General features: G+C 51.3%; 15 protein-coding genes and 1 tRNA gene. 10 read left to right on the forward strand and 6 right to left on the reverse strand.

What is annotated here, in order from left to right:
• Position 1: 1 nt before the first annotated feature.
• The 4 genes from B3Z17_RS08525 to B3Z17_RS08540 all read right to left on the reverse strand — a co-directional run bounded on the left by B3Z17_RS08525 (position 2) and on the right by B3Z17_RS08540 (position 2478).
• The gene (locus tag B3Z17_RS08525; RefSeq protein ID WP_286829417.1) at positions 2 to 193 is read right to left on the reverse strand and encodes a Trm112 family protein; all 192 of its coding nucleotides are present in this window, start codon (positions 191 to 193) and stop codon (positions 2 to 4) included.
• A 19-nt stretch (positions 194 to 212) separates the two neighbouring features.
• The gene (locus B3Z17_RS08530; protein ID WP_286829418.1) at positions 213 to 890 is read right to left on the reverse strand and encodes an LON peptidase substrate-binding domain-containing protein; all 678 of its coding nucleotides are present in this window, start codon (positions 888 to 890) and stop codon (positions 213 to 215) included.
• A gap of 10 nt (positions 891 to 900) precedes the next feature.
• Entirely contained in the window at positions 901 to 1851 is a 951-nt protein-coding gene (gene trxA, locus B3Z17_RS08535) for a thioredoxin (RefSeq protein WP_414672767.1), read from the reverse strand.
• An 84-nt stretch (positions 1852 to 1935) separates the two neighbouring features.
• Entirely contained in the window at positions 1936 to 2478 is a 543-nt protein-coding gene (locus B3Z17_RS08540; RefSeq protein ID WP_286829420.1) for a prolyl-tRNA synthetase associated domain-containing protein, read from the reverse strand.
• Between the two features lie 195 nt (positions 2479 to 2673).
• Between B3Z17_RS08540 and B3Z17_RS08545 the strand changes: the two genes are divergently transcribed.
• A tRNA-Gly gene (locus B3Z17_RS08545) sits at positions 2674 to 2748 on the forward strand.
• Between the two features lie 505 nt (positions 2749 to 3253).
• On the opposite strand, the gene B3Z17_RS19615 is transcribed toward B3Z17_RS08545, so the two are convergent.
• Both B3Z17_RS19615 and B3Z17_RS19620 read right to left on the reverse strand, forming a co-directional pair.
• Positions 3254 to 3577: an FAD-dependent oxidoreductase gene (locus B3Z17_RS19615; RefSeq protein WP_414672768.1), complete on the reverse strand. Its 324-nt coding sequence runs from the start codon at positions 3575 to 3577 to the stop codon at positions 3254 to 3256.
• Positions 3578 to 3712: 135 nt separating this feature from the next.
• Positions 3713 to 3934 (reverse strand): FAD-dependent oxidoreductase, encoded by a 222-nt coding sequence (locus B3Z17_RS19620; protein ID WP_333697955.1) that lies wholly within the window; start codon positions 3932 to 3934, stop codon positions 3713 to 3715.
• 188 nt (positions 3935 to 4122) lie between these two features.
• On the opposite strand from B3Z17_RS19620, the gene B3Z17_RS08555 reads away from it, so the two are divergent.
• From B3Z17_RS08555 to hisH, 9 genes are all read left to right on the forward strand, one after another.
• Positions 4123 to 5424 (forward strand): O-antigen ligase family protein, encoded by a 1302-nt coding sequence (locus B3Z17_RS08555; protein WP_286829421.1) that lies wholly within the window; start codon positions 4123 to 4125, stop codon positions 5422 to 5424.
• A gap of 432 nt (positions 5425 to 5856) precedes the next feature.
• The gene (locus B3Z17_RS08560) at positions 5857 to 6858 is read left to right on the forward strand and encodes an NAD-dependent 4,6-dehydratase LegB (RefSeq protein ID WP_286829422.1); all 1002 of its coding nucleotides are present in this window, start codon (positions 5857 to 5859) and stop codon (positions 6856 to 6858) included.
• A 7-nt stretch (positions 6859 to 6865) separates the two neighbouring features.
• Complete coding sequence (locus B3Z17_RS08565; RefSeq protein ID WP_286829423.1) at positions 6866 to 8050, forward strand: LegC family aminotransferase; 1185 nt, start codon at positions 6866 to 6868, stop codon at positions 8048 to 8050.
• Positions 8047 to 8679, forward strand: coding sequence for an acetyltransferase (locus B3Z17_RS08570; RefSeq protein WP_286829424.1), 633 nt, complete (start codon positions 8047 to 8049; stop codon positions 8677 to 8679). The genes B3Z17_RS08565 and B3Z17_RS08570 overlap by 4 nt, the downstream gene beginning before the upstream one ends.
• Positions 8676 to 9689 carry an N-acetylneuraminate synthase gene (neuB, locus tag B3Z17_RS08575; RefSeq protein ID WP_286829425.1) on the forward strand — a complete coding sequence of 338 codons (1014 nt, stop codon included), beginning with the start codon at positions 8676 to 8678 and terminating at the stop codon, positions 9687 to 9689. Before B3Z17_RS08570 ends, neuB begins: the two co-directional genes overlap by 4 nt.
• Entirely contained in the window at positions 9686 to 10855 is a 1170-nt protein-coding gene (gene neuC, locus B3Z17_RS08580) for a UDP-N-acetylglucosamine 2-epimerase (RefSeq protein ID WP_286829426.1), read from the forward strand. Before neuB ends, neuC begins: the two co-directional genes overlap by 4 nt.
• A gap of 53 nt (positions 10856 to 10908) precedes the next feature.
• Positions 10909 to 11982: a nucleotidyltransferase family protein gene (locus B3Z17_RS08585; protein WP_349680299.1), complete on the forward strand. Its 1074-nt coding sequence runs from the start codon at positions 10909 to 10911 to the stop codon at positions 11980 to 11982.
• A gap of 4 nt (positions 11983 to 11986) precedes the next feature.
• Positions 11987 to 13117 (forward strand): N-acetyl sugar amidotransferase, encoded by a 1131-nt coding sequence (locus B3Z17_RS08590; protein WP_286829428.1) that lies wholly within the window; start codon positions 11987 to 11989, stop codon positions 13115 to 13117.
• Between the two features lie 2 nt (positions 13118 to 13119).
• Positions 13120 to 13737, forward strand: coding sequence for an imidazole glycerol phosphate synthase subunit HisH (gene hisH / locus B3Z17_RS08595; RefSeq protein WP_286829429.1), 618 nt, complete (start codon positions 13120 to 13122; stop codon positions 13735 to 13737).
• Position 13738 lies beyond the last annotated feature (1 nt).

Genomic DNA, 13738 nt, shown 5'->3' on the forward strand with positions numbered 1-13738 from the left:
CTCAGTCCTCAAGCTGCCGTGCTTCGTCCGACAAAAGGATGGGGATGCCGTCGCGGATCGGGAATGCCAGCCCGGCCTTGCGGCTGATCAGTTCCTGCGCGGCCTCGTCATACTCCAGCGTCGCGTGGGTGACGGGGCAGACAAGCAGTTCAAGAAGTTTGGGGTCTGTGGTGCTGCGGGATGCTTTGGTCATGATGGTGCCTCAAAACACGTCAGTGGGAACGGTGGTCAGGAGAATTTGGATTTGCGCCACCATGGCTGTCGGCTGACGCCATTTCAAGCAGGTTCTGCAGCAGCTGTGACCGGTCCGGCACAGAGGCGGCTTCCAGAAGCGCCTGCTTTTCCTGCACCGCCAACGGCACGATCATCGACAGGGTATTCACAAGGATATCATCGGGTGCTGAGGCGATGGCGTCAAAATCGGCATCCAGGCCCTTGGTGTCCAGATAGCCCTTCAGCGCGCCCAGAAGCGGGTCCCGTTTCACGCTGCCTTCACCCCCCGTGCCGCCCCAGGGGTCTGCCTTAAAGGGCTCCCAATTGGCGCGCACCTGGCGGTAGGGTGTAGTGACGCCCAGTTCCTCTGCCACCTCGAAACGGGACAGGCCCTTGAGGCGGATCAGGATGCGGCCGTCGTCGGTTTCCTGCACATCTGCAATACTGCCGACACAGCCGACGCCGTAGAGTTCAGGTACGGTTACCTGGGCGTTGCCTTTGGGCTGGATCATGCCGATGAGGTTATGACCCTCGATTGCGGCGCGCACCATGCGCAGGTAGCGCGGCTCGAAAATATTCAGGGGCAGGCTGCTGCCCGGCAGCAGGATAGCGCCGGGCAAGGGGAACACAGGGATCACGGACGGCAAGGCTTCAAATGTTTTGCTCTCACGCGTCACGATGGGCTCCCTAGCTGAACAAGACCGAAGACAAGCGCCGACGATACTTCAGGGTGAAAGGATCGGTGGGGCCGGCTGCGTCAAACAGCTTCAGCAGCTGCAAGCGCGCGGCATCCTCGTTCCATTCGCGGTCCCGCATGATGATGCCCAGAAGGGCTTCGGCTGCCGCGTCCATCTGGCCGCGGGCCTGATGCGCCAGCGCCAGGTCATAACGCGCCTGATAGTCTTGCGGGTTGGCCTCGACCTTGGCTTCAAGTTCAGCCACATCGCCCGCATTTTCGGCCTGGGCGGCAAGCTCAAGCGCGGTTTTTACCCGCGCGGCGCGTTCGGCCACCTTCGGGTCTTTCATGGCTTCGTCGTCCAGTGCCTCCAGAAGCGACTGGGCCTGGTCCGCTTGTCCCAGCCTATGGGAAGCGTCTGCCATACCCACGAGCGCCCGGGCGTTGGTCTGGTCATGCTGCAGCACCTGCTGGTAGATCTGCGCCGCCTGCATGGCCTCACCTTCATCCAGCGCCCCATCGGCGTGGTCCAGCGCTTCCGCGAGCGGGTCACCGCCGCCATTGCCGCCACCTGCCATATCCAGCAGTCGGTCAATGAAGGTCTTGAGCTGCGATGGTGGTACCGCACCCTGGAAGCCGTCCACAGGCTGGCCCTGCCAGAAGGCAAGCACTGTCGGCAGGCTTTGGACCTGCAGCTGGGCGCACAGGGTCTGGTTCTGGTCGGCATTGACCTTCACCAGCGACACAGCGCCGCCAGCGGCTTTCACGGCGGCTTCGAGCGCAGGCATCAGCTGCTTACAGGGGCCGCACCAGTCCGCCCAGAAATCGACGATGACCGGCTTCTCCTGAGATGCCATGATGACATCGTCGCGGAAGGTCTCGATGGTGCCGTCTTTGATAGACACCTGATTGCCGGCCTGTGCGGCATCGCCGCCTGCCATAAACTGATCCATAATCAACACTCTTGGAATTGGGTGATTTCTAATTGTTCCGTCCCGACCATAAGCGGTTCATCGCGCCTTTGCCAGACCGGAAATGGGGAATTTCTATGACGCTTGGATGGGCGGCGCCTGATCCAGGTCCACCGTCACGGGCTCATAGCCACAGGCGCGGATGAAGCGCACCAGGTCATCCGGCGCAATGGCGGTGGTCGCGGCGTTATGGAGCGGATGATAATAAAGCGGGGCCTTGGCCATCATGGCGGCATCGAGCGCGACCAGTAGGGGTGGCTCTTCGCCCGACTTGACTTGGGCGTTGATCAGCGAAAAAGGCGTTACCGAGCCCGGGATGACACCTAGCATGGCCATCAGGCTGTCGGGACTGCCGAACGACAGCCGGCCCATGCCCAGGGCGGCGGACAGCGCTTTCAGGTCCACCCGCCGGTTCTCGTCGACCATCACCAGCGCCCGGCGCTTTTTCTTGTCGCGCACGAACAGGCTTTTGCAGTGGCCGCCGCCCTGAGGCATGTGGGCGCGCTCAGTCTGGGCCTCTTCAACGGTAAAGACCGGCGCATGGCGGTAAGTCTCGGTTTTGATGCCGAGCGAGTCCAAAAAGGCAAACAGATCCTCTTCCTGAAGGGGCGATTCCATGGTTTGTTCCTGTACCAGCGTTGAATTTCGCCCGATATATCGCATAATTTTCCATATTAATCATGGGCTTAATAGGATTTTTCAAAAAATTTAAAAAAGGTGTTGCAAAGGACATGCTCATGGCTATTATCCCGCCACGCAGACGGCATTGCCGCCTGTTACCCCGCCGACCTGACCGGTCGGATACGCGATTGAGCGGGCGTAGCTCAGGGGTAGAGCACAACCTTGCCAAGGTTGGGGTCGTGAGTTCGAATCTCATCGCCCGCTCCATCTTCTCTCTGAAAATTCAGTGAGTTACAAGAAGCCACCGATCCGGTGGCTTTTTTGTTTGATCGTTGGTCTGCAAATTGGCTATTTGCCACTCATTGTGGCCACGGCTTGGGCTGGTGATAGGGCTGAAATTAGGCCAGGGGATTCGACACCAAACAGGTTTAAGGTGCCGTCCACGCCCTGATCAGCGGGTCCGGAAATGACGAAATCTCCCGCAGGGGCGCCTGGGCCAGATATCTTAGTGCGCACACCCCCAAAACCTGGGACTAGGCGAGCCTTTTCCACATCCGGCCAATAGCGGCATATGACCTGGTTGAAGGCTTCAAGCTTGTGCTGGCTGACTTCGAAATTCGGCTTTTTCTCTCCACTCCACATCCGGTCCGAAACGGGCCCGATATGCCAGATTTAGGGTTGGGTGGATGCCAAGGCCGCCGGGCTCTGGCACAGGGTAAATAAGGTGACTGAACGGCATTATGTCTTGGTAGGCAAAATAACTTCCCTTTGCCTAGTTGGGTGTTGGAACGGACCGCGCAGGTGTGCCGCAGATGGAATTCGCGATGTGGCGGGCATTCAGACCGCCGCAGTTGATAACAGTTCTGGCGGCAACCGAGAGGGAGCCTTCGCCTCCAGTATCCATTGTTATTAAACCATTTTCTGCTCTACCGCTAAGCGCAGGTGAGCGGTAAGCAACGATCCCACCAAGAGCCTCTAATTCCCTAATCATGGTTATCATAAAGGTGTGGCTGCCGATAATTCCTGTGGAGGGGCTAAGAATGCCTGCTACTGCTTTGATATCAGGTTCCAGATCCTTGATTCGTTCAATAGACAAAAGTCTTAGGTCATCAACGCTAGCGCCTTTAGCATGATGCACAAGCTGTTCTAGGATCGGGTGCTGTTATTCATTTGTCGCAACATTCAGCTTGCCGCACTGCTGAAAAGGAATGTGGCGGCTTTTGCAGTAGCTTTAGAGAGCTTGACTAATTCTTATACAATAAAAAGCTTTCAAGAAGTTCTTTGGGTAGTAGACACCAGCTTGGATCACTTCGCTGTTGCGAGAAAATGTTTGTGCACCGAAAGTTGCCTCTGCATCTAGAAGAATCAATTCTCGGCCTTGCTCAGCTAGCTGTCTTGCAGCGGCAATCCCGACCATCCTCGCACCGATCACAGTGCTATCTACCTGTTCCATGCGATACCTTGCGGTCTTGCCCATTGATTATTAATTCTCCGGAAACCTTTACTAACTCGGTTCAGATGAAGATGTGGTCAATGCATTATACAGTTCGATCGGGAATGTTTGATTGAATTAGTTTAGTAACACCACTAATGCTCTAGGATTGACTCAACTCCAACAAGCTAACTCAGGGGAGCAGCCTTGTGTGGAAAATTTATTTCCTGATATTTCTTAGCCCTCTTCCATTTGCTAGCACCCCTCCATTTTGGCGATATTTTTGGGTAGCATATATTGGCTTTTTTGCTGCCCTCAGTGTATTGCAGTCGCGAAGGGGAGTTTTCAGTCGGATTCCAAAAAGTTTTTACTTCCCTTTGTTTGGGGTAGTATTGGTTTTACTGGGAGGAGGACTCCAAGTTTTTTTTGCTCTCACGGTTTCTGAGAGTCAAACCATCATGACAAGTACGTTAATACTATCGCATTTGTTATGGTTCTTGCTAGTTTTGAATGCCTTTGAGAAACCCAATAAGGTTTTGGACTTTATTCTGGTCGTTGCACTAATAATAACCTGCTACAGCGTATATGGTTTGATAGTATTCTTATCCGGGGATAACTCAATATTATGGTTCGAAAAGTGGGCTTCAATAGGTGCCCTGACATCGACTTTTGTAAATAGAAACAGTTTTGCTGCGTTTGCAGGCATCGGATTGCAGTGCATCATAGCATACTCGTTTTGGTTCATGTCAAAAAAGCTCTCGCGAACTGACACAGGTGGCCACAGATTCGTGACGATATTAGCCACTAATTATTCTAGGGTTACTGCGTTGATGCTGAGTGGGATCATTCTATTGACCGCCCTACTTTTAACTGGCTCCAGGGGGGGGGGATCAACAACCCTACTTTCGTGTTTAGCAATGGTTGGTGGGTTGGTGTTTCTAGTTCGGGATAAAAAAGCTAGACGCAGGAAGAGCTTCTTCGTTGTAAGCCTTTTCATATGCATAGCAGCAACAATAAGTATCAGTGGTGACAATTTTTTTAAGCGAATTGATAGCCTGGATACGGGCGACATGCGATTCAAGATATATAAAGGGTCTCTAGAGGCTATACAGGATAGGCCATACTTAGGGTTCGGATTGGGAACCTTTGCAGATGCCTTTGCTCAGTATAGGAGTCCAGATGTTTTTCCGGGTCCTGTGCCTGTGTCCGTTTTGAGGGCGCATAGTGATGTTATAGAATTGGCTGTGACAGCAGGTGTCCCTATTGCGACTATCGCTCTTATTGCTTACATGTACGCCATCGTTTACTTCTTTAAAAGTGCGCTTCAGGGTCAAAGGTACAGCGTTTTTTTGTTGCTAATCGGCGCGTTATTTCTCCAGCTAGGGTTGCATTCTATCATTGATTTTCCGTTTCAGGTGCCTAGTGTGTCTTATCTATTTACAGGCCTTTTAGCAGCTGGTGTATATTTAGTGCATGAGCAAATCGATCATAGCGCAAATGGTGGAATGTGATCTTTTGGGGGCTAAGCAAATTCTATCTTCTCTGAATTTGTATTCAGTGTCCTTTTTCTTGTGTGGATGGCTAATACCAGCTTCAGTTTCGCTGTAAAATTCTCTTGGGAGGCTCGACCAAGGGCGGCAGGATTTTAATGCTGGGAAAAATGAAGTATTTGGTGCCGCCTTTTGGGAACAAATCTCAATTTTTTCAGTTCCAATTTAATCACAATAGAAAATATTCGAGATGTTTCGTTGTTGTGAGTAGGGCTTAGCTATACTTTTAGAGCTATTGGGGTTAAAGGGTTATTCAAGTGGCATAAATGGCAATCGAGTTTGCAGAAGCTTATTTCAATAAAGGATAAAGCTTATCAAATGAACCTTGGATTGATTTGGCCCAAAAACCCTATAGTAAGTTGTTCTAAGCTTTGTCAATTTTGATGTGGTGGTATGAAGAAGAAAATACTGGTAACTGGCGCCGACGGATTCATAGGATCCCACCTTGTGGAAACATTGGTGCGTGATGGCTATGATGTTCGCGCTTTCACTTATTATAACTCTTTCAACTCATGGGGCTGGCTCGATAGTGTAGCGAGCGATGTGGCAGGGCATTTTGAAGTCATCTCAGGCGATATTCGTGACCCACATGGGGTTGACGGTGCTGTTGAGGGTTGTGACAAGATTCTGCATTTGGCTGCTCTAATTGCTATACCTTTTAGTTATCAGGCACCAGATGCTTATGTGCAAACCAACGTCACTGGTACATTAAATGTATTACAGGCAGCTAGACGCTATGGCATCACACACACCGTGTGCACCTCCACCTCAGAAACTTATGGCACGGCGCAATTTGTACCCATTACTGAAGAGCATCCGGTCAATGCACAGTCACCTTATGCTGCATCTAAGGTCGGAGCTGACCAGATGGCACTTGCATTTCAGCGGTCGTTTAATATGCCGGTGTCGGTTCTCCGGCCCTTTAACACCTATGGTCCACGGCAATCTGCACGTGCTGTAATTCCTACTATCATTGGTCAGATTGCCAGCGGATCGCGTACAATCAAACTTGGCGCACTACACCCGACTCGTGACTTTACATTCGTCCGTGACACGGCGCGAGGCTTTGTACAGGCGATGAATAGTGCCAATAGCATTGGCGAAGTCACGAATATCGGTAGCAATTTCGAAATTTCAATAGGCGATACCGTATCCATGATAGCGGAGGCTATGGGGGTTGAAGTGGAAGTGATAGAGGACGCCGACAGAATTCGTCCGGCCGCAAGCGAAGTCGAGCGGCTTTATGCGTGTACGAAAAAGGCCCAGAGCTTAATCGATTGGTCGCCAGACTTTAGTGGCCATGACGGCTTTATTCGTGGACTTGCTGAGACAGCCGCTTGGTTTCAGGACCCGGCCAACCTAGCTTGCTATAAAACCGACCGATACAATATCTGAGACCATCATGACCGACCATGCCGCCCTCGCTGGCGAAATTAAGGACAGGTTGAAGCGGTTCCTTGGGTTTCCTGAAGGAGTTGTTCCCTTGCATGAACCTGAATTCCTGGGTGAAGAAGAAGCCTTGGTGACAGATTGTATCCGGTCTGGCTGGGTGTCATCAGTCGGTCAATATGTGGATCGTTTCGAAGGGGAGATTGCTAAAGCCTGCGGTGCTCGCTATGGCGTCGCCGTTGTCAATGGTACAGCGGCTCTCGAAGTGGCGCTAAGGACTATTGGGGTTGCTAAAGGCGATGAGGTGTTGATGCCCAGCCTGACCTTTATCGCTACGGCCAATGCGGCAAGCCATTTAGGCGCTGTCCCCCATTTTGTGGACATTGAGGAACAGACTCTAGGCATCTGCCCTATAGCCTTGCGGCGCCACATTGAAGAGATTGGAAAACTAGCGAATGGACACTTATACAACAGGCACACCAACCGACGGATCACCGCAATCGTAGCGATGCATGTTTTTGGCCACCCGGTGAACATGAACGGTGTGAATGCTGTCGCGGAAGACTTTGGTCTGCAGGTCATAGAAGACGCTGCTGAAGCTCTTGGCAGCTTCTATGATGGCCGGGCCTGTGGCAGTCTGTCGTCGATTGGCGCGCTTAGCTTTAACGGCAATAAGATTTTGACTACCGGAGGCGGCGGTGCGATTGTCACCAATGATGAACGCCTTGCCCGATTTGCGAAACACCTGACAACAACAGCTAAGCAGCCCCACCCTTGGGCCTTTATGCATGACCATATCGGCTATAACTATCGCATGCCAAATCTCAATGCTGCTCTAGGCGTGGCACAGTTGGCCCAGCTTGAGGCGCGGCTAGAAAAAAAACGCCGTTTGGCGCAGGCCTATATCGAAGCTTTTTCCGGCCACCCTGATCTAAAGGTTTTTGTAGAGCCCAAAGGAGCCAAATCTAACTATTGGCTTAATACCTTTGTTTTGGCCCCACATGTGTCAGCGGCGCGAGATGTCGTACTTAAAATACTAAATGATGCAGACCTAATGGCTCGGCCTGTGTGGGAACCAATGCATACGTTGCCAGTTTATGCTGATGCTCCGCGCTCCGCCCTGCCTATAACCGAGGATCTAGCTGCTCGGATAATCAATGTGCCATCATCAGCGCACCTAGCGGGAACTTTGATATGACTCGTTTGATACTCATCGGTGGTGGCGGCCATTGCAAGGCCGCCATTGACGTGATCGAAAAAGAGGGGTGTTACAGTATCGCCGGTATTATCGAAAGGCCCGCTACTGATTATGATAACGTTCTTGGTTATCCCGTGATCGGTACGGACGACGATTTAGCTGGCTTAGTTTCCGCGCATTCGTTTGCCTTTGTCACAATAGGTCAGATCAAATCTCCGGAGCCAAGGTGTCGAGCATTCGAGCGTGTGGCACGGGCCGGGGCCATATTGCCCGTTATCGTTTCGCCAAACGCTTATGTGTCGCATCATTCTAGTTTGGGTGAGGGCACTCTGGTTATGCACGGTGCAATAGTGAATGCTGCTGCAACAGTAGGGCTTAACTGTATCCTCAATAGTCAGAGCTTGGTCGAGCATGATGCCAAGATCGGCAACCACTGTCATATTGCAACCGGGGCCCGCGTTAACGGTGATGTAATAGTGGAAGAGGGCTGCTTTATCGGATCCGGCGCCATATTGAAAAACGGCGTCACTATTGGTGCTGGCAGTATTATTGGGGCGGGGTGCGTAATCCGCAATGACATTCCGCCCTCGTCCCTCATTAGGCAAACAACCGAAAGAGCTGTTCAATGAGCGATAGAAACCATGTGCTGGTGATCGCTGAAGCCGGTGTCAATCATAACGGCGACATTGAGCATGCAAAACGGCTTGTGAATGTTGCCGCTGATGCAGGAGCTGACTTGGTGAAATTCCAAACCTTCACAGCTGAAAAAATTGCCTCTCGCGCTGCCCAAAAAGCGATTTATCAGGCTCGCAATGACGGTGAATCGGACAGCCAGTTGGACATGTTGAAGCGGTTAGAATTGAGCGAGTCTGATCACCGCGAGCTTATCGCTTATTGTGCAAGTGTTGGTATTGGCTTCTTTTCGACGGGCTTCGATCTTCAAAGCCTTGACTATCTCAATGGGTTAGGACTGGAACTGTTCAAGATACCATCTGGTGAAATTACCAACTTGCCCTACTTGCGCAGGGTAGCGAGCTTTAAGCGGGATGTGATTATGTCCACTGGTATGGCATCCATGGGCGATATAGAGGCTGCGATTGAGGCTCTGGAAGCAGGAGGAACATCGCGAGACAAGATAACCTTGTTGCATTGCACTACAGAATACCCAGCGCCGTTCAGTGAAGTAAATCTCCTCGCTATGCGAACCATCGGCCAAGCCTTCGGTGTAGCTTTTGGCTATTCTGATCATACCGAAGGCATCGAGGTTGCTATCGCAGCCACAGCTTTGGGCGCAACGGTGATAGAAAAGCATTTTACTTTGGATCGTAAATTGCCCGGCCCCGATCATGCGGCAAGTCTCGAGCCCTCTGAGCTAGCTACGATGATAAGAGGTGTTCGCCGTATTGAAGAGGCTCTGGGAACTGCAACGAAACGGCCGACTTGTTCGGAAGTCCTGAACAAGCCCATTGCTCGCAAATCCATAGTTGCTGCAAAGCGCATCAAAAAGGGTGAGGTGTTTTCGGACCACAATTTGACGACCAAGCGACCGGGCACGGGGATGTCACCCATGCGTTGGGACGAAGTGGTGGGCCAACCAGCGCCGCGCGATTTTTCCGAAGACGAGGAAATAGCCCTATGAAACGTGTTTGCGTTATAACAGGTTCTCGTGCCGATTATGGTCTCTTGCGATGGGTCATTGAAGGATTGCATAAGTCCGATGCATGTGAGCTTCAGATAATCGCAACGGGCATGCAATTATCCCCAGAATTTGGTTCGACGTGGCAAGTAATAGAGTCCGATGGTTATCAAATCGACTGGAAAGTCGAAATGTTGCTAAGCTCTGACACAGCAACAGCAATCACCAAGTCAATGGGGTTGGCTCTGATGGGGTTCGCCGACGCATATGCACAACTCAAACCCGACTTGATTGTGGTTTTGGGGGACAGGTTCGAAATTCTCTCTGCTGCAAGTGCAGCAATGATTGCAAGAATACCAATTGCTCACCTGCATGGTGGTGAAATCACGGAAGGTGCTTTCGATGATCCCATTCGGCATGCCATAACCAAGATGGCGCATCTGCATTTTGCTGCGGCAGAGCCTTATCGTCAGCGTATCATCCAAATGGGTGAGCAGCCCGCCTGTGTTTGGAATGTGGGAGGGTTTGGTATTGACAGCATTGTCAGATTGGACCGTATGGATCGAGCGGAACTTGAAGCATCGCTTGGCTTTTCGCTTGGAGGTCGGAATCTAATGGTTACCTTCCATCCTGAAACCGCAACAGGTGAGAGCGCGCGGACGCAAATGTCCGAATTGCTGGCGGCTCTTGAGGATACAGATGCTCATCTGATTTTCACTATGCCTAATGCCGACACCGAAGGTCGCATTTTGTTTTCTATGATCGAAGACTTTGTAGCAACCCACCCCGAGCGGGCTTGCGCCCACGTTTCGCTTGGGCAGCGACGGTATTTGTCTGCCTTAGCACAAGTAGATGGCGTTGTGGGCAATTCTTCGAGCGGTATAATTGAGGCTCCTGCCTTTGGTAAAGGGACAGTCAATATAGGCGCTCGTCAGGATGGGCGCCTTCGTGCAGCAAGTGTAATTGATTGCAGAGCCAACCGGAAGGCAATCTACAATGCCATCTCTCGACTGTATAGCCCTGATTTTCAGTCCGTTATCAAGGGGGCCGTTAATCCATATGGAGACGGCGGGGCCTCAGCAAGAACGGTGCAAGTGATTGAAGATTGGGCACCGAGCCCTGGACCGAAAGGGTTTGTGGACCTGCCGTCTTCAGGTGCAGAGTTATGAGGGAATACTAAAATGTTTCAATTTTCTCGTTCCACTAATATGGATACCCCAAAATGGTAGACTTGGAAAATCGTTGGCGCAGAGCAATCCTGCCTGTTGACGCAACCTTGGCCGAAACCATCCGGAACCTAAATGAGGTCGCGGTCCAACTGGTTCTGTGTGTACGTGAAGATGGGCGTCTTTTTGGGTCAGTAACGGACGGGGATCTTCGCCGAGGCTTGCTAAGGGGGCTGTCGATGGAAGACTCGGTCCGAGAAATAGCCAATAGATCACCCCTTGTTGTACCTGAAGGAACGGACCGAAAGTTGGTGCGCTCGTTGATGTCTGCAAACAAAGTGCATCAGATTCCTGTTGTAGATGACAATGGTTGCCCCATTGGTCTACACTTATGGGAGGAGCTTGACACTCCGCCGGAACGTGAAAACGTCATGGTAGTTATGGCGGGTGGCAAAGGCACCCGACTAAGACCCTATACAGAAAACTGCCCTAAACCGATGTTGCGAGTGGCAGGAAAACCTATACTACAGCATATCGTCGAACGAGCCCAGAGTCAGGGGTTTGTGCGCTTCGTTTTCTCGCTAAATTATTTGGGTGGGATGATTCGTGATCATTTTGGTGACGGGTCGAGCTTGGGCGTTGAAATAAGCTATTTGACAGAAGAGCAACCCCTTGGCACGGCTGGTGCGTTGTCTCTACTGGACCCAAGGCCGGAACACCCCTTTATTGTCACTAATGGCGACGTCCTTACAGATATAGACTACGGGCAAATGATTGACTTTCGTACCCGCCATGATGCAGATGCCGTAATGGCGGTTCGTGTTTTCGAGTGGACAAACCCATTCGGTGTGGTGCGAATGAAAGGTGTTGATATTACGGGCTTTGACGAAAAACCAATTTCGCGCAGTCACATTAATGCTGGTATCTATGCCTTTTCGCCACAGACTCTAGGGCATCTGGAACGCTATTCGCATTGTGATATGCCCACCCTATTTGATAAGCTGCGAGCCGCTAGCCTTCGGACCGTTGCTTATCCAATGCACGAACCTTGGTTGGATGTAGGACGCCCGGACGACCTTGAGCGCGCCAACCAAGAACTCTCAAGAAACCTGGAAAAAACTCAAGAGTAACAGCATGACAAATACTTCAACCAATCAGGTGCACTGGTGTAGCAACTGCCTGGCGATGTCCACGCGCCCACGCATCTGCTTCGATGAACGCGGACGGTGCAACGCCTGCCAGTGGATGGAAAAGAAAGAAACATTGGACTGGGTGGCACGTGAGAAAGAGCTCAAGGCGCTTCTTGACAAGCACCGGCGCAATGATGGTGAGTTCGATGTGCTGGTGCCTGTAAGCGGCGGCAAGGATGGCTCCTATGTCAGTTACAACTTGAAGCATAAATATGGCATGAATCCACTTTGCGTAACGGTTACGCCCCCCCTTCCATTAGAGCTCGGCGAAACCAATCTGCGCAATTTTGTGGAATCTGGCTATAATCATATGAGCGTTAACGTTGCCCATGAGGCGGTAAGAATCCTGAATCGGAGGGGCCTTGTGGAAATGGGTTTTCCATATTTTGGCTGGCTCACGGCCATGCAGGCTGCCCCAGTGCGTTTGGCTGCTCGACTTGGTATCGGTTTGATCTTCTATGGCGAAGACGGCGAGGTTGAGTATGGTGGCACCACCGAGACGGATAAAAACCCGATATATGATGTTGCCTACATGAAGAAGATCTATCTGGAGGGTGGCTACGAGAAGATCATAGAGAAGTCGGCTGATATTTTACCTTCAGAATTGAATTTTTTTAGGTTCCCGACGGAAGAAGAGTTAGAGCGTACACCGATTGAAATTACTCATTGGTCTTATTTTGAGAACTGGGATCCATACCGCAACTACTTGGTTGCTAAGGAGCATTGCGGCCTTCAAGAGGCGGATGGGTCCAACGCTGGTACGTTTACTAATTTTGCTCAGAACGACCAGGCTCTCTATGCCCTTCATACCTATCTAATGTTTTTAAAATTTGGTTTTGGTCGAGCCAATCAAGACGCCTCGATTGAAATCCGTCGTGGCGCGATGGATCGTTCTCAGGCTGTGAACCTAGTACGCCTTTATGATGGACACTATCCTGAAGAATACATCGAAACTTACCTGCAGTACTATGAGATGACAGCAGAGGAATTTGACGCGGTGTTGGACCGCTGGGCCAATAAAGAATTGTTTGAAAAAGTGGATGGTCGCTGGCGCCCCCTCTTTAAGGTGGTTTGATTATGGGGGCAGTGCACCTAATCGTTGATTATGGCATGGGCAACCTTCACTCGGTTCTTGGTGCCTTGCGCTATCTCGGAGTTGAGCCGATTGTAAGTGGAGACCCCGCGGATGTGGCTAAAGCAGACAGCTTGATATTGCCAGGTGTTGGTTCATTCTATAAAGCGATGGCCAAGCTAGAGGAAACGGGGCTGGCAGACGCGCTGCGGGAAGTTGTGCTAGTCAAGAACCGTAAGATACTCGGTATATGTCTCGGCCAGCAACTGATGGCTGGATATAGCGTAGAGGACGGTGGCCGATCAGGGCTTGGTTTCTTTAGTGGTAGTGTGACCCGATTACCTCGAAAGGCAGGTCTTAAAGTCCCTCATGTGGGCTTCAATAAGGTGCGCTTCGAACAAGACAGTAGGTTGTTCTCTGGGTTTGGCCGGCCGGTAGATTTCTACTTTGTTCATTCCTTCAGGTTAAATGTTGAAAACCGGCCAGGAAGCACTGCCCTATGCAACTACGGCGAAGATTTTGTAGCAGCGTATGAGTATGAAAATATCTTTTGTACACAGTTCCATCCGGAAAAGAGCCAGACTAACGGTCTGAGGCTTCTATCCAATTTCTTGGCAGAGTAAT

It is taken from the genome of Kordiimonas sp. UBA4487 (genome assembly GCF_002389025.1).
Taxonomy (GTDB): domain Bacteria; phylum Pseudomonadota; class Alphaproteobacteria; order Sphingomonadales; family Kordiimonadaceae; genus Kordiimonas; species Kordiimonas lacus.

What these genes read in the sequence shown, in the direction of transcription:
- B3Z17_RS08525 (WP_286829417.1), bottom strand. Translation starts at nt 193, where the DNA reads ATGACCAAAGCATCCCGCAGCACCACAGACCCCAAACTTCTTGAACTG.
- B3Z17_RS08540 (WP_286829420.1), bottom strand. Translation starts at nt 2,478, where the DNA reads ATGGAATCGCCCCTTCAGGAAGAGGATCTGTTTGCCTTTTTGGACTCG.
- B3Z17_RS19620 (WP_333697955.1), bottom strand. Translation starts at nt 3,934, where the DNA reads ATGGAACAGGTAGATAGCACTGTGATCGGTGCGAGGATGGTCGGGATT.
- B3Z17_RS08560 (WP_286829422.1), top strand. Translation starts at nt 5,857, where the DNA reads ATGAAGAAGAAAATACTGGTAACTGGCGCCGACGGATTCATAGGATCC.
- B3Z17_RS08565 (WP_286829423.1), top strand. Translation starts at nt 6,866, where the DNA reads ATGACCGACCATGCCGCCCTCGCTGGCGAAATTAAGGACAGGTTGAAG.
- B3Z17_RS08570 (WP_286829424.1), top strand. Translation starts at nt 8,047, where the DNA reads ATGACTCGTTTGATACTCATCGGTGGTGGCGGCCATTGCAAGGCCGCC.
- neuB (WP_286829425.1), top strand. Translation starts at nt 8,676, where the DNA reads ATGAGCGATAGAAACCATGTGCTGGTGATCGCTGAAGCCGGTGTCAAT.
- neuC (WP_286829426.1), top strand. Translation starts at nt 9,686, where the DNA reads ATGAAACGTGTTTGCGTTATAACAGGTTCTCGTGCCGATTATGGTCTC.
- B3Z17_RS08585 (WP_349680299.1), top strand. Translation starts at nt 10,909, where the DNA reads ATGGTAGACTTGGAAAATCGTTGGCGCAGAGCAATCCTGCCTGTTGAC.
- B3Z17_RS08590 (WP_286829428.1), top strand. Translation starts at nt 11,987, where the DNA reads ATGACAAATACTTCAACCAATCAGGTGCACTGGTGTAGCAACTGCCTG.
- hisH (WP_286829429.1), top strand. Translation starts at nt 13,120, where the DNA reads ATGGGGGCAGTGCACCTAATCGTTGATTATGGCATGGGCAACCTTCAC.